The sequence below is a fragment of the Bacillus sp. CH30_1T genome (assembly GCF_008364765.1).
Lineage (GTDB): Bacteria > Bacillota > Bacilli > Bacillales > Bacillaceae_B > Rossellomorea.
On the sequence record NZ_VTUY01000007.1, the window covers coordinates 249,436 to 275,812 of the forward strand.

Annotated in this window: 32 protein-coding genes; 4 read left to right on the top strand and 28 right to left on the bottom strand. The window is 39.9% G+C overall.

Annotated elements, in window-relative coordinates; genetic code table 11:
- Positions 1-51: 51 nt before the first annotated feature.
- The 18 genes from aroB to F0342_RS16385 form a co-directional block, all read right to left on the bottom strand.
- Complete coding sequence (gene aroB, locus F0342_RS16300; RefSeq protein WP_149156928.1) at positions 52-1,137, bottom strand: 3-dehydroquinate synthase; 1,086 nt, start codon at positions 1,135-1,137, stop codon at positions 52-54.
- 3 nt (positions 1,138-1,140) lie between these two features.
- On the bottom strand, positions 1,141-2,313 hold the full coding sequence (gene aroC, locus F0342_RS16305; RefSeq protein WP_149156929.1) for a chorismate synthase: 1,173 nt from the start codon (positions 2,311-2,313) through the stop codon (positions 1,141-1,143).
- A 212-nt stretch (positions 2,314-2,525) separates the two neighbouring features.
- Entirely contained in the window at positions 2,526-3,299 is a 774-nt protein-coding gene (locus F0342_RS16310; protein ID WP_149156930.1) for a CheR family methyltransferase, read from the bottom strand.
- Between the two features lie 148 nt (positions 3,300-3,447).
- Complete coding sequence (gene ndk, locus F0342_RS16315; RefSeq protein WP_098440015.1) at positions 3,448-3,894, bottom strand: nucleoside-diphosphate kinase; 447 nt, start codon at positions 3,892-3,894, stop codon at positions 3,448-3,450.
- Between the two features lie 102 nt (positions 3,895-3,996).
- On the bottom strand, positions 3,997-4,959 hold the full coding sequence (gene hepT / locus F0342_RS16320; protein WP_149156931.1) for a heptaprenyl diphosphate synthase component II: 963 nt from the start codon (positions 4,957-4,959) through the stop codon (positions 3,997-3,999).
- Between the two features lie 27 nt (positions 4,960-4,986).
- A complete protein-coding gene (locus tag F0342_RS16325) occupies positions 4,987-5,688 on the bottom strand; it encodes a demethylmenaquinone methyltransferase (RefSeq protein WP_149156932.1) in 702 nt (233 codons plus the stop codon).
- Positions 5,689-5,694: 6 nt separating this feature from the next.
- Positions 5,695-6,528: a heptaprenyl diphosphate synthase component 1 gene (locus tag F0342_RS16330; RefSeq protein ID WP_149156933.1), complete on the bottom strand. Its 834-nt coding sequence runs from the start codon at positions 6,526-6,528 to the stop codon at positions 5,695-5,697.
- Between the two features lie 196 nt (positions 6,529-6,724).
- On the bottom strand, positions 6,725-6,946 hold the full coding sequence (gene mtrB, locus F0342_RS16335; protein WP_034758340.1) for a trp RNA-binding attenuation protein MtrB: 222 nt from the start codon (positions 6,944-6,946) through the stop codon (positions 6,725-6,727).
- Positions 6,947-6,959: 13 nt separating this feature from the next.
- On the bottom strand, positions 6,960-7,526 hold the full coding sequence (gene folE / locus F0342_RS16340) for a GTP cyclohydrolase I FolE (protein ID WP_149156934.1): 567 nt from the start codon (positions 7,524-7,526) through the stop codon (positions 6,960-6,962).
- Between the two features lie 229 nt (positions 7,527-7,755).
- Positions 7,756-8,028 carry an HU family DNA-binding protein gene (locus F0342_RS16345; protein ID WP_034758336.1) on the bottom strand — a complete coding sequence of 91 codons (273 nt, stop codon included), beginning with the start codon at positions 8,026-8,028 and terminating at the stop codon, positions 7,756-7,758.
- 627 nt (positions 8,029-8,655) lie between these two features.
- Entirely contained in the window at positions 8,656-10,134 is a 1,479-nt protein-coding gene (gene spoIVA / locus F0342_RS16350) for a stage IV sporulation protein A (protein WP_149156935.1), read from the bottom strand.
- Between the two features lie 253 nt (positions 10,135-10,387).
- Complete coding sequence (locus F0342_RS16355) at positions 10,388-11,098, bottom strand: hypothetical protein (protein ID WP_262481776.1); 711 nt, start codon at positions 11,096-11,098, stop codon at positions 10,388-10,390.
- A 31-nt stretch (positions 11,099-11,129) separates the two neighbouring features.
- Entirely contained in the window at positions 11,130-11,330 is a 201-nt protein-coding gene (locus tag F0342_RS16360; protein WP_148969471.1) for a DUF2768 domain-containing protein, read from the bottom strand.
- Between the two features lie 384 nt (positions 11,331-11,714).
- Positions 11,715-12,761, bottom strand: a complete 1,047-nt coding sequence (locus tag F0342_RS16365) for an NAD(P)H-dependent glycerol-3-phosphate dehydrogenase (protein ID WP_149156936.1) — start codon at positions 12,759-12,761, stop codon at positions 11,715-11,717.
- A gap of 16 nt (positions 12,762-12,777) precedes the next feature.
- Positions 12,778-14,088, bottom strand: coding sequence for a ribosome biogenesis GTPase Der (gene der, locus F0342_RS16370; RefSeq protein ID WP_149156937.1), 1,311 nt, complete (start codon positions 14,086-14,088; stop codon positions 12,778-12,780).
- 174 nt (positions 14,089-14,262) lie between these two features.
- Complete coding sequence (locus F0342_RS16375) at positions 14,263-14,454, bottom strand: capping complex subunit for YIEGIA (RefSeq protein WP_113970716.1); 192 nt, start codon at positions 14,452-14,454, stop codon at positions 14,263-14,265.
- Positions 14,451-15,347, bottom strand: coding sequence for a YIEGIA family protein (locus F0342_RS16380; protein WP_149156938.1), 897 nt, complete (start codon positions 15,345-15,347; stop codon positions 14,451-14,453). The genes F0342_RS16375 and F0342_RS16380 overlap by 4 nt, the downstream gene beginning before the upstream one ends.
- Positions 15,344-15,961, bottom strand: coding sequence for a YphA family membrane protein (locus F0342_RS16385; RefSeq protein WP_149156939.1), 618 nt, complete (start codon positions 15,959-15,961; stop codon positions 15,344-15,346). The genes F0342_RS16380 and F0342_RS16385 overlap by 4 nt, the downstream gene beginning before the upstream one ends.
- A gap of 100 nt (positions 15,962-16,061) precedes the next feature.
- Between F0342_RS16385 and F0342_RS16390 the strand changes: the two genes are divergently transcribed.
- Positions 16,062-16,193 (top strand): YpzI family protein, encoded by a 132-nt coding sequence (locus tag F0342_RS16390; RefSeq protein ID WP_149156940.1) that lies wholly within the window; start codon positions 16,062-16,064, stop codon positions 16,191-16,193.
- A 49-nt stretch (positions 16,194-16,242) separates the two neighbouring features.
- Positions 16,243-16,422, top strand: a complete 180-nt coding sequence (locus F0342_RS24985) for a hypothetical protein (RefSeq protein WP_188048583.1) — start codon at positions 16,243-16,245, stop codon at positions 16,420-16,422.
- Between the two features lie 251 nt (positions 16,423-16,673).
- Here the strand turns inward: F0342_RS24985 and fni are convergent, their stop codons facing one another.
- From fni to sleB, 9 genes are all read right to left on the bottom strand, one after another.
- Positions 16,674-17,732 carry a type 2 isopentenyl-diphosphate Delta-isomerase gene (fni, locus tag F0342_RS16395; protein ID WP_149156941.1) on the bottom strand — a complete coding sequence of 353 codons (1,059 nt, stop codon included), beginning with the start codon at positions 17,730-17,732 and terminating at the stop codon, positions 16,674-16,676.
- 12 nt (positions 17,733-17,744) lie between these two features.
- Entirely contained in the window at positions 17,745-18,878 is a 1,134-nt protein-coding gene (rpsA, locus tag F0342_RS16400) for a 30S ribosomal protein S1 (protein ID WP_149157017.1), read from the bottom strand.
- A gap of 120 nt (positions 18,879-18,998) precedes the next feature.
- Positions 18,999-19,580, bottom strand: a complete 582-nt coding sequence (locus F0342_RS16405) for a lysophospholipid acyltransferase family protein (protein WP_149156942.1) — start codon at positions 19,578-19,580, stop codon at positions 18,999-19,001.
- Between the two features lies 1 nt (position 19,581).
- Complete coding sequence (gene cmk, locus F0342_RS16410; RefSeq protein ID WP_149156943.1) at positions 19,582-20,250, bottom strand: (d)CMP kinase; 669 nt, start codon at positions 20,248-20,250, stop codon at positions 19,582-19,584.
- Between the two features lie 99 nt (positions 20,251-20,349).
- Positions 20,350-20,562 (bottom strand): YpfB family protein, encoded by a 213-nt coding sequence (locus tag F0342_RS16415; protein WP_262481777.1) that lies wholly within the window; start codon positions 20,560-20,562, stop codon positions 20,350-20,352.
- 28 nt (positions 20,563-20,590) lie between these two features.
- A complete protein-coding gene (locus F0342_RS16420; RefSeq protein WP_149156944.1) occupies positions 20,591-21,238 on the bottom strand; it encodes a flagellar brake protein in 648 nt (215 codons plus the stop codon).
- Positions 21,239-21,293: 55 nt separating this feature from the next.
- Positions 21,294-21,539: a hypothetical protein gene (locus F0342_RS25495; RefSeq protein ID WP_149156945.1), complete on the bottom strand. Its 246-nt coding sequence runs from the start codon at positions 21,537-21,539 to the stop codon at positions 21,294-21,296.
- Positions 21,540-21,671: 132 nt separating this feature from the next.
- Positions 21,672-23,018, bottom strand: a complete 1,347-nt coding sequence (ypeB, locus tag F0342_RS16430; RefSeq protein WP_149156946.1) for a germination protein YpeB — start codon at positions 23,016-23,018, stop codon at positions 21,672-21,674.
- Between the two features lie 14 nt (positions 23,019-23,032).
- On the bottom strand, positions 23,033-23,860 hold the full coding sequence (sleB, locus tag F0342_RS16435; protein WP_262481780.1) for a spore cortex-lytic enzyme: 828 nt from the start codon (positions 23,858-23,860) through the stop codon (positions 23,033-23,035).
- A 249-nt stretch (positions 23,861-24,109) separates the two neighbouring features.
- Between sleB and F0342_RS16440 the strand changes: the two genes are divergently transcribed.
- On the top strand, positions 24,110-24,454 hold the full coding sequence (locus F0342_RS16440; RefSeq protein ID WP_148970017.1) for a hypothetical protein: 345 nt from the start codon (positions 24,110-24,112) through the stop codon (positions 24,452-24,454).
- 102 nt (positions 24,455-24,556) lie between these two features.
- On the opposite strand, the gene prsW is transcribed toward F0342_RS16440, so the two are convergent.
- A complete protein-coding gene (prsW, locus tag F0342_RS16445; protein ID WP_149156948.1) occupies positions 24,557-25,243 on the bottom strand; it encodes a glutamic-type intramembrane protease PrsW in 687 nt (228 codons plus the stop codon).
- An 87-nt stretch (positions 25,244-25,330) separates the two neighbouring features.
- On the opposite strand from prsW, the gene F0342_RS16450 reads away from it, so the two are divergent.
- Entirely contained in the window at positions 25,331-26,308 is a 978-nt protein-coding gene (locus F0342_RS16450) for an asparaginase (RefSeq protein ID WP_149156949.1), read from the top strand.
- Positions 26,309-26,377: the final 69 nt, after the last annotated feature.

The following is a 26,377-nucleotide window of genomic DNA, read 5'->3' on the forward strand; positions in this document are numbered from 1 at the left end:
TCCGGCTAATGAGCTCTATTTTTACTTTCGTGATTCATTAAGACCAGATTTCTAATTAAATTCTCGAATAAATTGATCTGCCCGCCTTAAGTCCTCTACAGAAACTTTCACCATCAATGGTTTCCCAATATCCTTCAATAACACAAAAACAGGATTTCCATGCTGGGATTTCTTATCAAGTTTCATTCCTATATATAAATTATCAAAAGTGATATGAGATGGAATGTTCAGATTGTACCCAAGTGAAGCGACCCAATCTATAAATCCTTGTAAATCAAATGTAAGTTCGCAGTATTGTTCACTAAGATGCAGAGCAAAAATCATCCCGATCATAACCGATTCACCATGCGTTCGATTTCCGTATCCACTGGCACTTTCAACGGCATGGCCATACGTATGCCCAAAATTTAAAAACGCTCGGATATTCGATTCTCTCTCGTCCTTCGCAACAATATTTCCTTTAACACGGATCCCTTTCATCAGACAATCCGTTAGAAATTCATGATCCAACTGTTCCGGGGAATGAAAATTATCCATCAACTCCTGTAAAAAAGCTCGATCAGATAAAAAGGCGTGCTTGATCACTTCTGAGAATCCGGATAGTACTTCCGTTTTCGGTAAAGTAGTCATATAATCCAAATCAAAAAACACACCTTCAGGCTGATAAAATTGCCCTACCATATTTTTGCCAAGGGGGTGGTTAATCGCTACCTTCCCTCCAACAGCACTATCATGAGCGAGTATCGTAGTAGGGACACCAATGAAGGGGATCCCCCTCATATAGGTGGAAGCGACGAAACCTGCAAGATCGCCGATGGCTCCGCCTCCGAATGCTATCACCATGGCACTGCGATCGACATGATTTGCAAGACCGTGGGTGATGGCATCTTCATATATAGCGAAACTTTTGGCGTGTTCTCCTTTAGGAGCCAGATAAGTCGTTACGTCATATGATCGACTTAAAATCTCTGTAAAAGCTGTTCCATGAAGGTTGAAGACCTCTTTATCCGCGATGATCCACAATTTTGATACTTGCGGAAAGGTCTTTTTTATAAAAGAAACAATTTCATTCGTCATATCCACTCCAATTTTTACATCATACGTTTTGGAAGCAGTTTGAATGGTTATCTGTTTCATTCATTAATACTCCCTGGACTCTTGACGTTGTCTATTGATATCTTCATGGAGCTTATCGAATTGATCACTATGAAATTGGTCCACGATAGCAGAAGCAAGTTCCCATGCCACTACGGCCTCTGCCACTACGCTTGCAGCCGGTACCGCACAGCTATCGGATCTCTCGATACTTGCTTTAAATGGTTCCTTTGTTTCAATATCCACGCTTTGTAATGGTTTATACAGGGTAGGAATAGGCTTCATTACCCCTTTAACCCGAATGGGCATTCCTGTCGTCATACCGCCTTCAAAGCCGCCTAAACGATTCGTTTTACGGTAGTATCCCAGTTCTTCACTCCAAGCAATTTCATCGTGAACTTCACTACCCGGTTTCCGCGCCATTTCAAACCCTAAGCCGAATTCGACCCCTTTAAATGCATTTATACTCATGACGGCCATGGCAACCTTCGCATCAAGCTTACGGTCATAATGGACATAGCTCCCAACGCCTGAAGGCATCCCTTCAACGATGACTTCAACTACACCACCAATGGAATCTCCATTTTCCTTCGCTTCATCTATTAAGTCCATCATTTTCTGTGCAGCTTCTTTATCCAGGCATCGGACCGGAGAATCTTCAGTAATATCTCTTAGATCATTTATAGAATCATAGTGTAGGTTCTCTGCTTTAATTCCACCAATTTCAAGAACATGCCCGACAACTTCGATTCCTAACAACTTTAATAACTTCTTCGCAACGGCACCTGCAGCCACTCTTACAGTGGTTTCTCTCGCTGATGACCTTTCCAATACATTCCTCAGATCCCTATGACCATATTTCATACCACCGACAAGGTCTGCATGACCTGGTCTTGGTCTTGAAATCTTTCTCTTTACCTCTTCTTCTTCTCCAGGCCCCAGAGGTTCGATGCCCATCACTTTCGTCCAGTGAGTCCAGTCTTTATTCTCCACAACCAGTCCTAAAGGAGATCCCAAAGTATATCCATGTCTCACTCCTCCAACGATCGATGCCTGATCTTTCTCGATTTGCATCCTCCGGCCACGGCCATAGCCTTTTTGCCTTCTTGCCAGGTTATCATTGATATCCTCTGCTTCTAAAGGCATTCCTGCAGGCAGCCCTTCAATGATGGTCGTTAATTGTGGTCCATGTGATTCTCCAGATGTTAAGTACCTCATTTACTTTCCCCCTTCAACTCGCTAAAGAATTATGTACCAATATAACATAGAATTCAGATCATTTCCTAGCCCTAAAGTTTAAAAAATTTTCTAAAAACCTCTCGAACATAGAAAAAAACGATGTAACCCAACATATTTGACTTTTAAACTGTATCGTTACCCTAAAGCAAGCGTACAGCCGTCCAGTAAATGTAGGATCGACATCGTAAATTTTAGATTTTTTTATAGAAGAATGTGTCTTCTGTCTCGAATCCGTATTGGGATGGGTTGAAGATTTGTTCGGTACTTCCGACAAAAAGCACACCGCCAGGTCTAAGTGATGCATTGAATTTTTTATATAATAGGTTCTTCGCTTCCTCCGTGAAATAAATTAACACATTCCTGCAAACTATCAAGTCGTAGTTCCCCTCAAATGGGTCTGACAGCAGGTTCTGCTGCTTGAAAGTCACGTTTCTTCTAATCTCTTCATTCAATTTGAACAAGGTACCTTCCTGAGTGAAATATCGGGCTCTCATAACGGTTGGGACCTCATTCAGCGATCGTTCAGGGTAGAGACCATTCCTTGCACGTTGAATGGCATTTTTATCAATATCAGTCGCGGAGATGGTACGTCCTGAAAGAGTCATGTGTTCCGACAGCATCATGGCGATCGTGTACGGCTCTTCCCCAGTTGAACAAGCTGCACTCCATATTTTAAGTGATTTGTTTTCCTGCAGAAGTCTGGGAAGGATATTATTCTCGAGAACTTCCCACCGTTTGTAGTTTCGATAAAACTCTGATACATTGATCGTCATTCGATCGAGAAACTCTTCCATTTCTTCGCTGTCATGGTTCAGCTTATTGTAGAACTCTTGAAAACTTCCGCATCCCTTTTTTTCATACAGTGCCGTTAATCTCCGTTTCATTTGAGCTTCTTTGTAAAGGGAAAGATCAATACCCGTTTTTCTTTTTATCCCTTGAATAAATTCAAGATAATCATTTGACATAAGGACCCACTCACTTCGCTACATTAAAGGTATAAGACTATATGTATTATATCGAACGCTATACAAAAAAGTTAAACCCTATTCCATAAGAAAAGACAAGTCTCCTTAACACGACTTGCCATAAAAGATCTTATTTGTTTAACAGGTATTAATAAACCCACTCGTTCATTAATTTAGAATATTCTACCAGTTCTTCCTCTTTGAAGAATAAGCCGATTTCTCTAACAGCGCTTTCACTAGAGTCAGATCCGTGGATAATATTCTTTCCGACTGTCAAGCCGAAATCACCACGGATTGTCCCAAGAGCAGCATCCTTAGGGTTTGTTGCTCCCATCATTCCACGAGCTGTCGTGATGACGTTTTCACCTTGCCAAACCATTGCAAATACAGGGCCAGAAGTGATAAAGTCAACAAGCTCTCCAAAGAATGGTCTTTCCTTGTGCTCACCGTAATGCTCTTCAGCAAGCTCATTTGAAATGCTCATTAGCTTTGCCCCTACTAATTGAAAGCCCTTTTTTTCAAAACGTGATACGATATCACCGATTAGACCTCTTTGTACGCCGTCCGGTTTTACCATTAAAAATGTCTTTTCCATCTTCCCCACTCCTAAATATGTATGTATAGAAGTCCTAAGGACATCCCACGAAAATAGTAACACTGATTAGGGTTTTTGGCAACGTTTCCATTTTAAATTTTCTTAATATTTTCTCTTACCAATAAAGTTTGCGATATTCTTCAATGTTTTCTTCACACGGTTGTATGGGAGATGATCCAGATCTTCCAACGCTCTGTCTAAATACATTCTACTAAGCTTATGAGATCGATCTATGGCATCCGTGGCTATGATGGACGAAATGATTTCTCTCATCTCTTCAGGAGAAGTATATTCAGTCACTCTTTCAATCTTTGTTTTAAGTTCAGGTTTTTCCATCGCGTATAAAATAGGAAGGGTAATATTACCTTGCCACAAGTCACTGCCGGCAGGCTTACCCAGTTCTTCCTCACTTGCTGTAAGATCTAAAATATCATCTGTAATTTGAAAGCTCATCCCCACATTATAGCCAAATCGGTATAAGCGTCGATGGATTTCTTCAGGAGCCCCGGAAGAAATGGCACCGATCTGGCAGCTTACAGCAATTAGCAGGGCTGTTTTCCGCTTGATTCTAAGGAGGTAATCCCTCAGATTTTGATCAAATCGATATTTATCTTTTATTTGAGCGATTTCACCCTTACATACTTCAACAATGGTGTGAGAAAGTATTTGATGTGCTTCAGGCGCTTTAATATTCGTCATATACTCGAGAGCTCGCGCAAAGATGTAATCTCCGGTGTACATGGCAATACGATTGTCCCATTGAGCTTTAATCGTTGGCTTTCCTCTTCTTAACTCTGCATCATCGATCACGTCATCGTGAACAAGGGATGCCATATGAATTAACTCCAAAGCCACTGCTACATTTTTCACAATGTTAATATCATATTGTCCGAATTTTGCAGAGAGCAAGACAAAAACAGGTCGGATTCTTTTACCACCTGCTTGTAGTAGGTGAAGGGACGCCTCTTGTAAAAGTTGTGATTCTGACTCAATCGCAACTTCCAGTTCCTTTTCAATTTCATCAATATCCGCTTTTAAAAACGAATACATCCTGTTTAGCTTCATAGTTTTTCCACCTAATTTACGAATTTCTTACTTTCTGCCTGAATGCATGGCAGCCACTCCGCCACTATATGGTTTTACATGTATATCTTTAAAGCCGGCTTCTTCAAACATCTTCGCAAGCTCCTTCATCCCTGGGAAATCTCTAGCTGATTCCTGAAGCCATGAATATTCATTAAAGCTCTTGGCAAAGATCTTTCCGAACAGAGGCATCACGTAACGAAAATATGCGTAATACATCTGTTTGAACCCGAGCATGGTTGGTTGGGAGGTTTCAAGACAAACTGCCATCCCTCCTGGTTTCACCACACGATTCATTTCTTTTAGGACGTGGAGGTAGTCAGGAACATTCCGTAAGCCGAAGCCTATTGTGACATAATCAAAGGTATTATCGTCAAAAGGCAGTTCCATTGCATTTCCATGGATCAGCTCAATGTTGTTCAAGGGGGATTTTTTTACTTTCTCTTCACCAATAGACAGCATATTCTGGCTGAAATCCAATCCAACTACATTGCCCGTTTCTCCGACCTTTTCTCCTATCGCTAACGTCCAATCCGCAGTTCCGCAGCAAACGTCCAGCGCCTTTGAGCCTGGCTTCACGTCCATATGCTTCATGGTATCTTTTCTCCACTTTTTATGCTGTTGGAAACTGATTACCGAATTCATCTTATCATAATTCGAGTATATTTTTTCAAATACTCCGTGGACTTTTTGTTCTTTGGACTGCTGCATTTCGATTTACCCTTCTTCCGCATATAGTTTGGTCATAGGTTCAGGCTCAGCATAAGGTAATAGCTCTACAATCAGCTTTTTAAAATACGGTGTTACCGGTTCTATGTTCTCTAACTGAGTTTGAATGGTTTTCTTCGTTGAGGAAATTAATTTATCCACCCTTGAAAGCAAATGTCCGGACTCTTCTTTCGTTAGCTTTAAAGATGGTGTCTCACTGGCTGATTTGAACGTTAAAGTCGACAACGCTTTTATAAAGCTAGTATTCTGTGAGTGCTCTATACAAATTCTCTCTTGAACGAGCTTCTTGTATAAAAGAGCTTGCTCAACAATCCGGATCCATTTGTCATCTTCAAAAAAACGAAAGAATTTTGAAACGATCGCTGATTCTCTTGTCTTCAAGCTTGACATCAGCTCATCAAGGTTTTGATGTTCCTCTTTATAAATGGAAATTTTGCTTTCGTTGATTTCTTTAATCGCCTTGGCTAATACTGCGATAAGGTCTACATCATCTGTGTCGGCAAGGATTTTATAGTAAAGGCTGCTGAAGTACACTCCCGCAAGTACCGTAAGCTGCCTCTCTTTCAATGGATCTAGCTCAGAGATTGTAACCTTTTCATGGGTATCAAGGGCTATCTGCAATAACATGGCAGTAGAAATCCACTGTACAACTTCTTTATTCAAGGTCTGTCCCTCATTGACAAAAGGAAGGAGCAGGAAATAAATCCGATCCCGATCTATGTAAGGCTGATCGATATATTCCTTTAAGTAAGAGTGATGCAACTGCTCTTCTATGTATTGATGAATGATATTCGCTTGATGGTTACAATCAATGAATTTCATACCCTATAATCCCCATTTCTACTATGTGTCGGTCTAAAAATTTCAGCAATAGATATTATACCATAAAATCCTCAACAATAGGGAATCAGTATTGCCCCTTATTTAGCTTTAGTATAACAAAGGGGACTACTACGAAGTTCAACTCTTCATAGTCAGTCCCACCTGTATCTTCTCTGGAACGTAAATGCTCAGAGTATTATTTCTTGTTATCACTTTCGACTTCACCGTAGCTTGTAACGATTGTTGCTTTTCCTCTAACCTTAATCGCAGAGGTATGGTCTGTAAACTGAGCAATCATGACTTCACCTTTATCAAGCTTTTCTGAATGATGAAATCGGGTATCTGTCCCTCTTGTCAGCCCGATCACATTCACACCATCTTCAATCGCCTTAATCACAATATAATCATTTGAATTCATCCTTGGCTCACTCCTAATTCTTTATAAAAGAAAGAACTTCGCTTCGTGCTTGAGAGTCTTCTTTAAACGAGCCTCTTACTGCAGTTGTCACTGTACTTGAACCAGGCTTCTTTACACCTCTCATTGTCATGCACATATGCTCAGCTTCAACCACTACCATTGCACCATAAGGCTCAAGGGTTTCCATGATCGTATCGGCCACTGTCGAAGTAATTCTTTCTTGTAACTGAGGCCGTTTAGCAACAGATTCTACTGCCCTTGCCAGTTTACTGAGTCCAGCCACTCTTCCGTTTCTAGGAATATATGCTACATGAGCTTTTCCATAGAAAGGTACCAAGTGGTGTTCACACATCGAATAAAAAGGAATATCCTTCACAAGCACCAATTCTTCATGCTCTTCACTGAATATTGTTTCAAAGTATTCTTTCGGATCGTGACCGATTCCTGAAAATACTTCTGCATACATCTTCGCCACACGTTTTGGTGTATCCAATAAACCTTCTCTATTAGGATTCTCTCCAATAGCTTCTAAAATTAATCGAACTGCTTCTTCTATTTGGCCTTGATTGACTTGTGCCATTATGTTGTCCTCCTAAGATAACTTAAAGAAATAGTAACATTGTTAATATTAGCACAAGCCTATAATGTCATCAAAGACTAGTGCTTTAGAAGTTTTATAATAATATAAAACTTCCTTTAAAGGAATAAAACTCCTTACATATTTTTCAGGAGAAATAAACATACTATAAATGGATAGCAAAAAAGGCCGCATAAATATGCGACCTTTTCTTTACGCTCAAAGTATGTAATTATTTTACAGCTTCTTTAAGCGCTTTACCTGGTTTGAAAGCAGGTACTTTGCTAGCTGAGATTTCGATCTCTTCACCTGTTTGTGGGTTGCGACCTTTACGGGCTGCACGCTCACGTACTTCGAAGTTACCGAATCCGATTAATTGTACTTTATCACCGTTTGCAAGTGAGTTTTGAATTGTATCGAAAACAGCGTCAACCGCTTTTGTAGCGTCCTTCTTAGATAGCTCAGCAGCTTCTGCAACAGCATTGATTAGTTCTGTCTTGTTCATGCCATTCACCTCCTCCCAAGGAAATGTCTCAGTCATGATTCATTTACTTTAATATCATTAGTAAACAAGTTTAGCGAATTCTATACATAAAGTGTAGAAAAAACGCTTAAAAACGTTGCTGAATCAATATTCAACAACAATTCTGTTAAAAGATTATCACAATAGATTAACCTTAGCAAGAACAAATCAAGAAATAATGGGAATCTTTTCTTATTTGAAACACAAATGTAATAGAATCCCTTCATATCCCTTTATTCTTGCCGTCTATTCAACCTATCACTTCTTTTAGATGACTGCAACTAATACCCTCTCCTTTAGGTACTCTATCTTACTTCCCAATCTTGTAATCCATTAAACATCGACTCCCCTGTTTTCATCTAGGATGAATATCCATCAGGTTGCATCACCCTGATATTCTCATTGTATAAACCTATATATATTAAGGTTTGAGCGCTTCCATATGCGTATTTACACCTTTTCGTCCCAGCTGTAAATTTATAAATATACAATGTGAAAAACAGTAATAAAAAATCGGGATCATAAAAAAATTCAGAGCTATAAGATAAAAATAAAAGATTTCAAAGAAGCAAAAATAAAAAAGACCCTCCTAAGAAGGTCCAAAGACATTTATAAAATGATGGCGATCAATCCACCTGATCCCTCGTTGATGATTCTTTCGAGTGTATCTTTGAGTTTATATCTTGCATTCTCAGGCATTAAGGAAAGTTTCGCTTGGATTCCCTCTCTTACAATGGAACTTAAGCTTCTGCCGAAGATATCGGAATTCCAGATGGAGAGCGGGTCATCTTCGAAATCCTGCATTAAATAGCGCACTAGTTCTTCGCTCTGTTTTTCTGTCCCGATAATTGGTTCGAACTTGGACTGTACATCCACTTTGATCATGTGGATGGATGGTGCTACTGCCTTCAAGCTGACTCCGAATCTGGAACCCTGTCTGATGATTTCCGGTTCATCCAGACTCATATCATTTAACGAAGGCGCAGCGATGCCATATCCCGTCTGCTTCACCATTCTCAATGCATCTGAAACCTGGTCGTATTCCGCTTTTGCATGAGCGAAGTCCTGCATTAATTCCAACAGATGATCTTTCCCGCGAATTTCCACCCCTACAATCTCCTTCAGTACTTCATCATACAGTTCGTCAGGGGCGTACAGGTCAATTTCTGCAATCCCCTGCCCCATATCAATGCCGGCAAGTCCTGCCCGTTCGATATGATCAAATTCACTGAAGTAATGAACAACACGGTCCACATCCCGCAGTCGTTTTATATCCTTAACAGTCTCTTTCACGGCTTCCTGATAGTTCTGTCTTAGCCAGTGCTCTTCTTTCAGAACCATTACCCAACTTGGAAGATTTACATTCACTTCAAGTACCGGGAATTCAAATAGTGCTTCTCTTAACACGTTGAGGACGTCTGAATCTCTCATGCTCTCTACACTCATGGCGAGAACTGGGATGTCATACTTATCTTGAAGTTTCACTCGTAGGTCTTCTGTCTCAGGAGCATGTGGTCTCGCCGAGTTAATGACCATGATAAATGGTTTACCTACTTCCTTCAGTTCCTCAATGACCCTCTCTTCCGCTTGGATGTAATCGCCTCTGCCAATTTCCCCGATGGAACCGTCGGTTGTCACCACAACTCCGATCGTGGAATGTTCCTGGATGACTTTACGCGTACCGATCTCGGCCGCTTCATGGAATGGAATAGGCTCTTCATACCATGGGGTATTGATCATTCTAGGTCCATTCTCATCTTCGTATCCTTTAGCACCCGGGACCGTATATCCCACACAATCTACCAATCTCACATTCACTTCCAGCCCTTCATCCACGTGAACGGAAATGGCTTGATTAGGAACAAACTTCGGTTCTGTCGTCATGATGGTCCTGCCTGCTGCACTTTGGGGTAATTCATCCTGCGCTCTTGCACGTTCTGATTCACTGGCTATGTTAGGAAGGACTACAAGTTCCATGAACTTCTTGATGAATGTTGATTTTCCTGTTCTAACTGCTCCTACCACACCTAAATAGATATCTCCGCCTGTTCTTTCGGCAATGTCCTTAAATAGATCGACTCTTTCCAAGAGATTCCCTCCCATCTTATATTCCAGGGATGTTTCATCCGTGTATTCTGTCTCACATTCTATATTTATGATGTTGTCCCAATGACTTATGACTATTAATATGCTTTTTTTCCCCCCTTATGATTAAAAGTATAAAAATTTATTATGTCTTTAGCATTTATGATCATTAGTTTTGATGAAATTACCCTATAAAGGATGACATAAAAATAATAACCCTTCCCTTACAATATATTTTGCAAGAAAAGGGTTATGCCTATTTTGTCATAAAGACAGGATCGTTATTTTCATCTACCGTATAAGGTAAAGAATAAGCTGGAACAAAAAAAGTGTCCTCGACAAGTAAATTCCGGATATCTACACCTGGCCCCAGTTCTTTATCAGTCGATTTGATCAGTTCAAATAAGTCCATTGAGTAATCTACAAATATGTCACCGTCACCATTAATGACAAGGGGAAGGTTCTTGTTTGAGTATGGGCTATTTACATACACATCACCATCATACCCCAGTTCTTTATAATTTAATGTATATACATTATTGGCTACTTCCTCTTTAAATGGCGGGTAACCTTGAGCTTCTATTCTGATTTTCAATTCCCTTATTTGTTCCGCCAGCCGAAGATCAAAAATCTTGACTTTAGGATCTTCCTCCACGTCAGTCAAAACATATTGAAAAATCCCACCGTTTTCAAAAGCATTCCCTGGAATCTCTGCTAAGTACTGAGGTGAAAGCTTTCTGAAATCAATTGGATACTTCTGATAAATGGGTGTATCCTGGTCTCGGGTCTTAATTGGAAGCAACCCATTATTGTCCTTCTGATAGGTTACAACCGCATCTTGTACAGCCTTCACCTGCGTTTCATAAGGGATCTGATTCTGACTAAGTTTTTCCTCAGGGTACATACATCCAGAAAGAATACTCATAGTTAAAATAAGAAGAAATGCAATTAAACCTAAGCGTTTCAATCTAAAAACGTCCTTTCAATCGGACTGCAACCTAATTGGTCGGTCCACTAAATACAATATAGATCATCATAAGTCCACCGGCAATCATCATTATATATGCCATGAATGCTGTAATAAAACGTAAGAATTTCTGCTTGATCTTATATCTGCTAAAATAGATCGTTAATATGGCAAAAAACATGAATCCCATAGATGCAAACGAAATCCACATCTTCATCATTGAATCCAACATACATCCCTCCTGTTATCGAATGTATTATATCATAAGATTTTTACAAAGGAATAGAAAAGAGTGGTTGTTCAATAATCTGTTACAAACCTCAAGATGTACCTATACGGACTTCCCGGGGCATAGATTATCAAAAAAAGAGCTTCCCAAGTATTTGGCATCATTTAACTGATGTCAAAATACTTGAGCTGCTCTAAACAAAGCGAGACCTACCCATCCATAGGCAAAGCTGTATATATTCATGACAGTGTATGCAACAGGGCCGTGGTTCGCATCCTCGAATGCCTATTATTCCAAGATTAATTCATTGTTTCGAAAGAATGATCTACTCCTCAATAAATCTTCATTAGTGAAGGTTAACATGCATTCTATCGAAAAAGAATCAACTTAATTTAATCGCTCTCCGAGAATGTTCACGAGGTCTTCCATCTCGTTTGTCTTTACACGTCCCATTAAGTGGTCTACCGCTTCTTTCGCTTCTACTTTATTGAATAGCACATCGTACAAAGCGTTGGTAATGGGCATATTCACTTCATACTTTTCTGCTAACTGATGAGCAGCTTTCGTTGTGCGTACGCCCTCAACTACCATCCCCATGTTGTTCAAGACCTCATCAAGGTTATGACCCTTACCAAGCATGTTACCCGCTCTCCAGTTTCTTGAATGTACACTTGTACATGTAACGATCAGATCACCGATGCCTGTTAAACCTGAAAATGTTAATGGGTTTGCTCCCATCTTGGTTCCCAAACGGGCTATTTCTGCAAGTCCCCTCGTTATAAGAGCGGCTTTTGCATTATCTCCATATCCCAATCCGTCTGTAATTCCGGCTGCAAGGGCTATGATATTCTTTAAGGCCCCACCGATTTCAACCCCCAGCATATCGGGATTCGTATATACACGGAAATTCATGTTCATGAATAAGTCCTGAATCTCTTCAGCAGCCTTCATATCCTTAGAGGAAACGGTCACAGTCGTTGGGTGCCTTAAACTCACTTCTTCAGCGTGACTTGGTCCAGATAATACCACCACTGTATGTAAGTTATCAGGATCCATTTCATCTTCAATCATTTCTGAGATTCTTAGAAGTGAATCAGGTTCAATCCCTTTACTCACATGAACAACGGTTAATGGTGCACTTTGAACCTCTTGAATTTGACCCAATACTCCTCGAATAGCTTTCGTCGGTACAGCCAGAATGATCGAATCAACGCCATCTAAAGACTCATTAAGATCATGATAACCCTTGATGGATTCCGGGAGTTTGACTTCTTTCAGATACTTTTCGTTGGTATGTTGAATATTAATTTCTTCAATCTGTTCTTTTTTGTGTCCCCATAATCTTACTTCCAGTCCATTATCAGCCAGGACCATCGCAAGTGCCGTCCCCCAGCTCCCTGCGCCAATAACCGTTATTTTCTTTGAATTTTTCATTTTTACACCCACCTTATTATTTTCTTGCGCGAGCAATAATACGAATAGGAGTTCCTTCAAATCCAAATGCATCACGTATTCTGTTTTCCAAGAAACGTTCGTATGAGAAGTGCATTAATTCTGGATCATTCACAAATACCACGAATGTTGGTGGCTTCACAGCCACTTGCGTAGCGTAGTAGATTCTGAGTCGCTTACCATTATCGGTCGGAGTTGGATTCATTGCTACTGCATCCATTACCACTTCATTCAACACGCTTGATTGTACTCGTAGTGCATGATTTTCACTTGCCATATTGATGATTGGCAGTAATGTATGAATGCGCTTCTTTGTTTTGGCAGATAGAAAAACGATTGGAGCATAATCAAGGAATTGAAAATGTTCGCGGATATTCTTTTCCCATTTGTTCATGGTTTTCTCGTCTTTATCAACGGCGTCCCATTTGTTCACGACGATCACGATTGCTCGACCTGCATCATGGGCATACCCGGCAATTTTTTTATCTTGCTCGATAATCCCTTCTTCTCCATCAATGACAGATAAGACGACATCGGAACGTTCAATTGCTCTAAGGGCTCTTAACACACTGTATTTTTCAGTGGTTTCATACACTTTACCTTTTTTCCGCATGCCTGCAGTATCAATGATGACATAATCCTGTCCATCATACGTGTAGGAGGAATCAATGGCATCCCGCGTCGTTCCTGCAACATTACTCACAATTACACGCTCTTCACCTAATAAGGCGTTAACCAGAGAAGATTTCCCAACATTTGGTCGACCAATTAATGAGAATTTGATCACATCTTCTGCATATTCCTCTTCTTCTTCTTGTTTAAAGTTTTTCACAACCTCATCAAGAAGGTCTCCTAGCCCAAGTCCATGAGAACCTGAAATTGGATATGGCTCTCCAAATCCAAGGGAATAAAAATCATAAATCATTTCCCTCATTTCGGGGTTATCAATTTTATTAATCCCCAGTACGACCGGTTTCTTAGAGCGATAAAGGATTTTGGCTACAATTTCATCTGCAGCAGTCACACCTTCACGGCCATTCGTCAAAAAGACAATCACATCTGCTTCATCAATGGCAATTTCAGCCTGCTGCCTGATTTGATCAAGGAATGGTTCATTCCCTAGTTCAATCCCACCTGTATCTATAATGTTAAATTCATGAGTCAGCCACTCAGCAGAACTATATATACGGTCTCTTGTTACACCAGGCACATCTTCAACAATGGAAATTCTTTCACCAACAATTCTATTAAAGATCGTGGACTTCCCAACGTTTGGACGCCCTACGATTGCTACTACTGGTTTTGTCACGTTTTTCACCCTTTCTGTAAGAAGGTTGTCCTATTCTTACATTTCCTCTTTTTATACCTTTTCAATCATCAATCGGAGTTATGCATAAGAAGGACTGGCCCTTAAGGTAATGTTTCCTTATGGGACAGTCCCCCCTAACTTAACTATTTTATCAATAAAAGAATAAACTAGCAATCAATGTTTTACAATGATAAATAGTCCTTCATCCAGTTCATGGGCAATGCCATCAAGAATCGCCTCTAAATTCGCACAGATCTTTTGCAATTCCTCATCTGTTTTACAATAAAAGACGCTTGTTCCACTTGGAACTTTTTCAGGTGATGTCGTAACCGTTGCGAGAATAAACTTTTGGATCGTTGTACTCATTCTAATTTACCACCCTCCTGATTCGCTTTCGATTCTGACGGCATTCTTATCGCATTTTCCAATGTCGGCACCTGTCCAAGAATGGCAATGGCTTTCTCTACATCCTTTCGTTGCGGGAGGACGAATACACCTATACGACCATCGTCTAAATCCCTCTTGGCCAGTGGCGTTAAAGCAGGAGTTCCTGAATCTTTAAATATCCCCAACGAAGTAGACATGTCATGAAGAATGGCTTGCCTTTGACCAAGGTTCGCTACCGTTGATCTGGCATCGAATGATTTGGGAGAAAGTACAAACCCCATTCCATACTTTAAAATTTCTTCTTGCCTTACCTTTAATCCAATATTCATAATGTAGATATTATCAACGTAAAGTCCTGCCCCATCAAAATGAGGCTTCACATATTCAATGTTTACGATATCCTTCAATCTGCCTCCAGCCATTAGTTTATGAGCAATCACCATACATATCGCACTGATCAGCAGCGCTACATAGAAGTTAAAGACAATATAAGCTAAAGTAGCTAAGAGAGAAGTGAAAATAACCAAATAATTACGGCTTTCAAAGGCTACGGCAATTCCCTCGATGTATGTAGCCCCTCTAGGAACAAGTTCATATGCATCTAACTCTGTCAACGTGTTCCTCTCCATATTCCTCACATCCCGAAATTGAGACGCAGCAACGGTCAAGAAAGTAATCGCCGTGAAGTTCTCCTCTAGTAAAGCAGGAATCGCAATAGTACCTAAGCCAGCAGCAATAAATCCAAGAGCAATATGTATAATCTTCCCATGCAAATAAGTGGGATATTGGCGATAGTCTGTACGCAGCATATAGATTCTGGTTAATGTCCCAACTACTACTCCGAAGATGACCGGATACACATACTCATTCATAGATTCTTCATTTCCCCTTTGTTTGTTTGTACTTTGATGTTGAATAACTGATTTATTTCTTCAAACAACTTAATCGCTATGAGAATTCCAGTGGAAATAGCAAGGACATCGAGGTAAACAGGTCCACCGATGGGATATAAAAATCCTACATTCTTTAATGGGATGCACATAAAGACTTCACCAACTATACTACTCCCGGCAATAGCGATCATCCTGAACATATATGAAGACGAGCTATAGAAGAGAATACTCAGGAAAGCAAGCGATAGAGCCATTATAAGGTTTCGATCAATGAACATAAGAACAGGATCATAAATAGCAACTAAACCAATGCCCGCATAAAGCATCCCCATCGCCAAAATGACTACAAGCATATATAATTTTTCTTTCAAACTAAAAAATCTTATGTAATGTATACAAATAAGTCCTAAAACAATAACCGGTACCGCAACCTCCACAGAACCTATGTTCAAACCATATGGAAACACGCATAATAACAATAAACAAATGAAGGAATAATGGAAACGATATTGGTGTGCCTTATTCATCATAAACGTCGTAAAAATCCAAATTCCCCAAATCAGCCATAAATACAGAATCCCATCCACAATCACTCACTCCCTCCTATTATCTACATTATGGAAAATCTTTATGTATCTCATTCATGTATGAATCATTTTTTCAAAGAAAAAATAAGAAAGGGAGGTGTTTATGATGGGTAAAGATCGTCAAGAAAAGAAACTAAAACAAAGCAAACGAGTCGAATCAGACAGAGACCAGGGTCTGCACTACAACGGAGCAACAAGCCTGCAAGGTCAGGAAGAAGCCAAAAAGGGACAGAGGTAACAAGAAAAGCGGAAGGGGCTCGCCCTGGGGCGACAAGCATAAGACGAACATGACAGAAAGAGGTAGGAATCAGGCCGATTTTAACAAAAATCCAGCCGTTTCATGGGTTAATTCAGCCACTTTACAAAAATATCTAAAAATCCACAACTATACATGCAACAAAAAAAGAGGCTGGGACAAAACTAAAAAACCACCAAATAAAGACGAACATTTCAGTGTAGGCACTTAATACCGCTAATGATTTCCGTGCAAGACTTCGCTTTCCGCGGGTAGCCCGTGAGCCTCCTCGGCAAGCCTGCGGGGTCTCACATAAGCTACTCTTCCCTCAGGAGTCTTCGTCTTGCACTCCAATCAACCGCTAGAAAAAGCTACATCAAAATGTCCATTTGAACAAATTAAAAACCCGAACTAATTTGCCACTTAGAATGCAAATTAGTTCGGGTTTTAGTTAGGCTAAAACACTTTTGTCCCAGCCTCTTTTTACTTATTAAACGTTCTATTGCTATAACTTTCAGGATTCAATCCTCTAACGTCCAGCCAATGAAACACGTCGCCTGACAACACGAGTGGAACGCTGTGAAGATTTTCTAGACGCCTGCACCCCAGTGCACTCATCAGGAACTTAATATCCGTATGAATTTGATTCACTTCTTCAATGGTGTCTTCAAGCCCTGAGGCTAAAAGCTGCTTGAGAATGATGCCGGCCATCCCTACTGCAGATGCTCCTAATCCTAGAGACTTAACGATGTCTAAGCTATTTTGGATACCACCTGAAGCAAGAATCGGCTTGATGGATGCTTTATGACTTTCAGCAATTGAAATGGCAGTGGGTATACCCCAATCATCGAAGAACTCCAACATTCGTTTTCTGCGTTGATTTTCGATTTTAGAGAAGTTGGTACCACCGAATCCCCCCACATCAATGGCTGAAATGTTCGAGTGGGACAAGGATTCTGCAGTCTCTTTACTAATACCAAAACCCGTTTCTTTCACTATGACAGGTACTGGAATACTTTCAGCAATCTCCTGTATTCTGTCCATGGCCCCTCTGAAGTCCCTGTCACCTTCGGGCATGGTTAATTCTTGTATGACATTTAAATGGATTTGCAACGCATTGGCACTAATCATCTCTACGGCATCTTTTGCCTGTTGAACAGTTGATTCACTTCCCAGATTCCCTAATATAATACCATTTGGATTATGTTGACGAACGATTTCGTACGTTTTTCGTTCTGAAGGGTCTTTAAGTGCGGACATTTGAGATCCGACAGCGATGGCCAGACCTGTTTCCCGTGCAAGAATCGTTAATTCTTCATTGATTTTAGAAGTTGATTCACCACCGCCGCCTGTCATAGCATTTATGAAAATTGGCGAACTCCAATTAAGTTCGCCAATCTCTGCCTGTAGATGAACTTCATCTACTGCTATATTCGGTAAGCTTTGGTGGACAAAAGCAACTTCATCAAAACCTGTTCTTCGTTGTTGGCCAGTTGATAAAGCGTAATTAATGTGGTCTTGCTTTCTTTGAGCTCTTGTCACTATTCATCACCATTACTTAAGATCTTTTAATTTATCACCAATCATTTCACCTAATTGGAAGCCGGTATTCTCTTCAGGCATTTCGTAGTCAGTCACTTCTTCCTCTTTTTCTTCAAGAGATTTGATGCTTAAAGATAAACGTTGATCATTCTCATTTACATCCAATACCTTCACTTGTACTTCTTGGTTTTCCTGAAGGACTTCGTGCGGTGTACCGATATGCTTATGTGAAATTTGAGAGATGTGAACAAGACCTTCAACGCCAGGTAACACTTCTACAAATGCTCCATATGATACTAAGCGTTTAACCACTCCGTCCAGAACACTGCCTTTAGGCGCCTTCTCAGAAATATCACTCCAAGGTCCTGGCAGGGTTTCTTTAATGGATAAAGAGATACGTTCGTTGTCACGATCGACGCTTAGAACTTTAACCTGTACTTTTTGTCCTTCAGTTACTACGTCTGAAGGCTTTTCAACGTGTTCGTGAGAAAGTTGGGAGATATGCACCAATCCATCTACTCCACCAATGTCTACGAACGCTCCGAAATCTGTGATACGCTGAACTGTACCTTCAAGAACAGCACCAGATTCAATATCCGTAAGAAGCTGCTTCTTCTGATGTTGCTTTTCCTCTTCTACAACAGCCCGGTGTGATAGGATTAGACGATTTTTTTCCTGATCCAATTCAACAATCTTGAACGTCAATGTTTTGTCCTTATAGTCCGAGAAATCTTCCACATAATAGTCCTCAACTAATGATGCAGGAACAAATCCTCTAACTCCAAGATCAACTACAAGGCCGCCCTTCACAACATCTTTGACTTCCGCTTCAAAGATGTCGCCACTTTCAAAGCGAACCTTCATTTCTTCCCATGCTTTTTCAGCATCTACTTTTCGTTTAGAAAGAACCAGAAGTTCTTCTTCAACTTTTGTCACGATTAACTCAAGTACATCCCCTTCACTGACTACATCAGAAGCTTTTTCGATATGAAGGCTTGAGAGTTCACTAATTGGAATGATGCCATCCACTTTGCTATCTTGAACGTCGACTAAGACCTGTTTTTCTTCAACCTTAGTGACTGTTCCTTTAACTTTTTCACCGATTTCAAGATTTTTCACTTCAATTCCATTCATGTCTTCCATTATGTACTCCTCCTTAATCCATGACTGCAAAGATTTTTGATAATTGCGAGACTTCACAATTTAAAATATTCTTTCTACTAACTTCTAATAAATACTACTATTTGTCAAGCGAGAAAGCTCATATTATTCATGCTCATGAATTAGTTTTTCGATATGCTTCATAATAATTTCAGTTGTTTTCTCTGCATTCAGTTTTTGTTCTCGAATGCCCTCCATTGCAATAGGCGGCCCGAATACGACCTTTAATTTCCTGAAAGGCTTATAGGGTCCAATGATTGCACAAGGGACAACGTAAGCATCGGAACGAAGAGCAAAGAAACCTGCTCCTGCTAATCCCTTACCTATTTTACCTGTTTTACTTCTAGTACCCTCTGGGAACAGTCCTAAAACATCTCCTTGTTTAAGGACCTGCAAACCTTTTCGGAGTGCTTCACGGTCACTCATTCCCCTTTTCACCGGGAATGCCCGTAAATCGGGTAATAGCTTACCTAATACCGGGACACTGAAAAGCTCTTCTTTAGCCATAAAAGAAACAGGTCTGGGAGCTGAAATCCCCACCACCGGGGGGTCAAAGTTATCAATATGGTTGGTGCATAATAAGACTCCCCCCTCTTCAGGGAAATGCTCTAATCCTTTGACCTCAATGCGATAGAGTGGGGAAAGAATCGATTTTACGAGACCTTTAGCAAATGAATACAAGTTCACATTAACCTTTCCTTTCTACTAACAGCATAATTTGATCCACTACTTCAGGGATGGAAAGTGAAGTTGTATCTATTTCAGTTGCGTCGTCCGCTTTCTTAAGTGGAGCCACTTCTCTTTCTGAATCGATCTTGTCACGGCGGGCAATTTCTACTTTTAATTGTTCCAGATCAGAAGGGAACCCTTTCGAAATGTTTTCTTCATGTCTTCTTTGGGCTCTTTCATCTACACTTGCAAGTAAAAATACTTTAATTTCAGCGTCGGGAATAACATGGGTCCCGATATCTCTTCCGTCCATTACAACAGCACCTTGTTTAGCCAACTGCTGCTGCCTATTCACCATCTCTTCTCTAACTTGAGAATGAACGGCCACATGAGATACTGAATTGGTAACGGCGGCTTGACGAATTTCATCTGTGACATTTTCCCCGTCTACATACACAATTTGGCCATCTTCAGTCGGTTCAAGCGTGATTTTTGTTTGAGCTAATAATTCCTTCAACTCATTTTCATCATGCAAATCTATATTCAGTTTCAAAGCTTTATATGTTAATGAACGGTACATCGCCCCAGTATCAATATAAAGATAAGATAATTTCCCTGCTACAATTTTTGCCACTGTACTTTTCCCCGCAGCTGCAGGACCATCAATCGCAATTCTTAATTTCTTCAAATAATCCACCTACTTAATTTCCTAATAATTTTCTTACCTATTTTAACATAAATCTCACATCAGGTTGAAAGAATCTTTATTCAAAAAAAGAGCAGGCAATTAATTACCTGCTTTACCTGATAAGGTTTCGACTATTTCGCTGTACTCCATTTTTTCGACGCCTTCATAAAAAACGATTTTATTGAGCTCCGGAAGGATATTTAATTCATGGATAACAAATTGGACTGCTATTAATAAAATGAAATGTAAAATGACTAATTTGATTAATATTCGCTCAACGGATTTAATTGTTCTCACCCTTTTCCTATTCATAGAAAAAGTATGTGTAAATTATGGAATTTTATTCAAGTATCCCTTTTTTTCGTAAGTTCAACTGTCTTTCAAAGCAATATCTTAAAATTAGCTGTCGTTGATTTTCATTTAAATGAACAAATTCGATACTTGCAACTTTTTTGCGGCTTTTTTCCCAGATGCGGATAACTTTACCTTCTATTTCTACATACTTGTTCTCACCCGTTTGCATAGGCAAGACGATGGTCGTAGATATGTTAGAACCACTTTTCAGGTCCATCCCCTCTCTCACTAATACCGCGCATCCTCCTGCACTGATATCCTCTGTAATCGTTGGAAAATAACCCTCATTTATTTTTATTGAGATATCTGTGTTCGCTTCTACTCGTACAAACTGTCTTCTTTGGACCTTTTCTAAACCTTCCTCACCTGGATAATGAATGTGGATCATCGGTATTTTGGATAGTTTACGGCCCTTTACTTCTGTTTCAAACATAAGTACCGTCTGCTCATTAACGATGAAGCTTGCTTTGAGTTGTGTACCATTTATTAAGAAAACGGCTTTCTCTGTTTTTGTATGAATAGGGTAATCGATATAAAGCCCTTCTTCCCCGATCTCAACGACCCGACACCTATACCGTTCAAATGTATCATTATGTATGGGTTCCAACTGTAATGTGGTACCTGCTTTTATCATAGTACAATACTCCCACTTTCCCATTTTATGTATCTATATTATGGCATGACCTTCCTCACCTTTCCATACCTTTTTGAATCTCTATTCTGAATTTTTCCACATCTAAAGAATAGGAGGCTGGGACAAAACTAAAAAACCACCAAATAAAGACGACCATTTGAGTGTAGGCACTTAATACCGCTAATGATTTCCGTGCAAGACTTCGCTTTCCGCGGGTAGCCCGTGAGCCTCCTCGGCAAGCCTGCGGGGTCTCACATAAGCTACTCTTCCCGCAGGAGTCTTCGTCTTGCACTCCAATCAACCGCTAGAAAGAGCTACATCTAAATGTCCATTTGAACAAATTAATAACCCGAACTAATTTGCCACTTAGAATGCAAATTAGTTCGGGTTTTAGTTAGGCTAAAACACTTTTGTCCCAGCCTCCTTTAAAAGCTTAGACGACTTCTTCATAAATCGGTTCCGCTTTTCTGAGCTTCTCTACTTTTTCTTCTTCTCCTGTGTTTGCATTGATAAATATTCTAAAGGTATCCTTACCCAGCATCCCTAAGAATTCGTAACAGAGTACTTCTTCATTAAGATCATTCACAATTACCGCTTTACGTTCTTCCATTACTTTAAGATTAGGGTTTGTCGTTTCTTTAGCTTCCGCTTGAGTAATGGACGGTTGTCCGATTTCTCTGTCATGATTATTCTTCAAATATTCTTCGGCAGCAAATCCGACTATTTGTCCATTATCTAATGCGACCTTTATTTTAACAGAGTCTGGATAAACTCTTACACCATCCAATACTGTCACATATGTGAAAATCCCTATGTTGTCATACTGTGCACTTTCAAATAGTTCTAATTTTTCAAAGTCGTTATCCTTGAGGAAGGCAGTCGCTTTCTCAGCCGCTTTATTTAAGCTGATTTTTGCTTTTTGGACTTCCCGATTGTTAATATACCAGATTGGATATCCACCTTTTTGAGTTACATCCATACTTGCGTGTGTTTTACCTTTTTCTAACGTAACACTATAAAATTTGTAGTCAGAGCCTTTCCCGCTCTTTGTTACCTTTGCATCAGTCTTTTCATTTATCCCGGAATATTTTCTTAAGATTGAAACAGCCTCATCCTTTGAAATCTCTTTCCCTTTTATCTTCTGAAAATTTTGGTCTTTCTTCTCAGTATTCACAAATGTTGTAGAACCAAAGTTTGCTTCATCATATCCAGATACATTCTTTTCAACGGTTTTAAAGCCATCGATAATGGTGTTATCGGCCTGTTCATTTCCTGACGCCAAAGCAAGCTCAACATCCATCCATCTCAGGTTGTTCTCCATAACCAGATGTTGGACCTTTCTTAACTGATTCTGAATATCAGCACTTTGTTCATATAAATTTTCAAGTGATTTATATTCTTTATCCGTTAATGGATTCTTGTCTAAATCTCGCACTGCCACCCGGTAACTAAAATCTCCGATATTACTTAAGAATTCCTCTGTTTTATTAAAAGGAAGCAGGGTTAAGGGAAGCTGCCCTACATCGCTGTGTGCCTGAGAAGTTAATCTCCACACATCGGCTAGTGCCGGAGACAATGATTTCCTTGAATTCATGGCAAGAGTTGAACCAATCTTATCGTGAAGCAGATCCACTTGATAAGTTAACTCATGAAACGCCCTTTGATAGTTATTTTCAGCATTGATTAATATCGCATTTTTTTCTTGATGCTCTTGGTATCCCCAGAATGCGGTTCCTGCAACACCAAGGACGAGCACTGTTATTAAAATGACACGTAGCAATTTACTTCACCTCTTTAACTACAGAATATGTGCTTTCCTATTTTCTTGATTTGTGGACGTGACCAAATCCACTTGCTTGTTGCTGTCACAGGGTTAAAGTAATAGAGAGCACTTGAAGAAGGATCCCAGCCGTTTATGGCATCCAAAACCGCTTCTTTCGCTTTTTCATTTGGTGTTAGCCATATCTGACCGTCTGCTACAGCTGTAAAGGCACCCGGTTCAAAAATGACCCCTGCAGCTGTATTCGGGAATGCAGAACTGTCTATCCGATTGAGAATAACGGCCGCTACTGCAACTTGTCCTTCATACGGCTCACCACGTGCTTCTCCATATACGGCATTTGCCATAAGTTGAATGTCGTTCTGTGAAAATCCATTAGGTGTGTTCACTGCCGTTGGTTTGGATGGAGTTGGCGTTGGTTTTGGAGCAGGTTTCTTTTGAGGAGCTGCTTTTCCACCGGATGTTCCGCCTCCAGTCCCCGGACCTTTTTGTTTATTTAAATCTGTTCCGCCATAATGACTGAAATTGTTGCCTTTTTCAATTTGTTCTTTTACAAATTGCTTGTTATACTTTGAGGCTTTCACCAATTTTTGTTTCGTTTTCTCTCCTGCCAACCCATCAATGGGAAGTCCGAACTCATATTGAAAGTTTCTCAGTGCCCAATATGTGCCCCACCCAAAGACTCCATCAATATCACCGTTATAGTACCCGATATATTGAAGTCTGGATTGCAGCTCGATTACATCCTCACCTGTTGCGCCATGTTGTATCACTTGATTCGTAAAAGCGTCTGCCTTCTCTCCTTCAGACGAAATCATAAAAAGAGAACACATAAGCACCATGACGACTGAAGTAGAAATCAATTTGAAACGACTATTCATAATGCTTTAACCTCCATATCTTCAATTAACATTAACTCTAGTTTTTGTAGAGGCTCCCATTTTATACAAGTGAATAATAAATTTTAGAAAACAACCTCCCACATCATTGATAAGACTCTGTAATGTCCCAGCAAAAGCCGTGTAAACAATCAGAGTTATAATAGAATGAGGATTACTTCATACCAAATTTAATAATAGTGGGAGGTCAAGATGGAGGACTATTTAGCGAAATCATTAGATGAGTGGAAAGAAGATATTTCAGAAGTGTTGGATCAGATTAATACTGACTATGAAGAGATAAAGAAGGAATTGAAGGTGTATTCCTATAAGTACGGCATTACAAAGCAAGTCATTCAATCAACGGTGAATGAGGAAATCATCGAAAATATCAGGGAAATGTATCATAAGCCATTTGAAGAAAAGTACAATGAACTGAAGGAATACATACGTGAATTGGACGAAAAAAGAAAAGTGTTTCAAATGTTCGTGAATAAAATTGATGAAGTGAAACGGAAAGAGGCACCTAAAACGGATCTTGCAGCTGCATACAAGTAAATATTCTATTGAACCGTCTTTGCTAAAGGCGGTTTTTTATTGCGAGGGAGAAATCAGGGACCTAAAAATGCAAAAAAGACGCTTTAAATAGAAAGCGTCCTTTTAAATAATTTCTTTTTCTAAATCAGTACCCGTGTATTTCTTTTCAGTTAATCGATGAGCACTTTTCACTTTCTTCAAACCAAGCCACCATAAGAAAAACATAAACGGTACCATATAATAGATCCAGTTTTTCTCCGCTAAAAAGATGTAATTATATGTTCCATGTAACAGTAGGGGCACAGAAATCGCAATGAAAAGCCACTTATGTCTTTCTTCACTGGAGGAAAACTTTGCTTTTCCTAAGTAATATCCCATAATGACACCGAACAACGCATGACTTGAAACAGGAAGGATCGCTCTTCCAAATGCATGTTCAACACCGTTAGCAACCAAATACAAAATATTTTCAATAGTAGCAAATCCGAGTGACACACTTGCACCATAGATAATGCCGTCGTAAGGTTCATTAAAATCAACATGTTGGAAAATAGCAAACATTAAAATAAACCATTTGAAAAATTCTTCTAAAAGCCCGGAAGAAATGAATGCCGTAGACCAATTTGAATCAATGATTCCTTCAACTTCTAAAACATATTGTAAAAACATAATAGGAAAGGTGATAAGGGCCCCATACATAAAGGTTTTGAACACTAGCGTAATAGGTTCCGCCTCATATTCATCCCGTAAATAAAAGTAACTTAGCAATGCTAATCCTGGTGCTATACCCGCTGATAAAATCACCAGCATAAAAAAGTCCTCTTTTCTTTCTGTTTTCTTAATCGTATCATGTTAATGTAGGAATGGAAACAGGAATTTATTTGGTTGGAGGAATGAATGATGAAGAAAGATATTTTGGTCATACATACAGGAGGTACCATCTCCATGATGGAAGACGAACAAACTGGAGCAGTCACTCCCGGGAAGGAAAACCCCCTTTCGGTACAAACATCTATTGTATCGAATTTAGCAAATCTAACGGTCTTAGAAGCATTTCATCTGCCTTCCCCCCATATTACACCAGAGCATATGCAGCAATTAAAAGAGATAATCGAAACGAAATATAGGGAAAAATCATTTGACGGAGTCGTCATTACCCACGGAACAGATACGCTCGAAGAAACTGCCTACTTCCTGGATTTAACCCTTTCTCTTCCAGTCTCCCTTGTCGTCACAGGGGCAATGAGATCAAGTAATGAGATTGGAGCGGACGGTCTGTATAACCTCATATCATCCGTTCGGGTAGCAGCTGATGACCAATCCAAGAACAAGGGGGTCTTAGTCGTCCTGAATGACGAAATCCACTCTGCTAAGAACGTGACGAAAACTCACACAAGCAATGTATCTACCTTTCAAAGCCCACAGTATGGTCCAATCGGGATTGTGACTAAAAGAGGAGTTCTTTTTCATCACCAGCCGACATCGAATGAGCATTATCAGGTTTGTGACATTTCCAAGAGAGTTACACTGATCAAAGCATACGCCGGTATGGACTCAGGCTTATTAGTTGCCATAAAAGACTTACAGTACGATGGGGTTGTAATCGAAGCATTAGGACAAGGAAATCTACCGCCGGATACGGTCGATGGAATTAACGGACTGTTAGCTGCTAATATCCCGGTTGTATTGGTTTCGAGATGCTTTAATGGGATTGTTCAGGATATATACGGCTATTCAGGAGGGGGGAAACAACTGAAAGAAAAAGGGGTTATCTTCTCAAATGGCCTAAATGGACAAAAAGCAAGAATCAAGTTAATGGTGGCCCTGTCCCAAACTGATGACATTAAAGAATTAGAAACGATTTTCAAAAATTAAAGATTTCATTCCACCAGGATCATAAACAACCATCATGAAAGAAAGAGGCTCACAGCGGAGCCTCTTTCC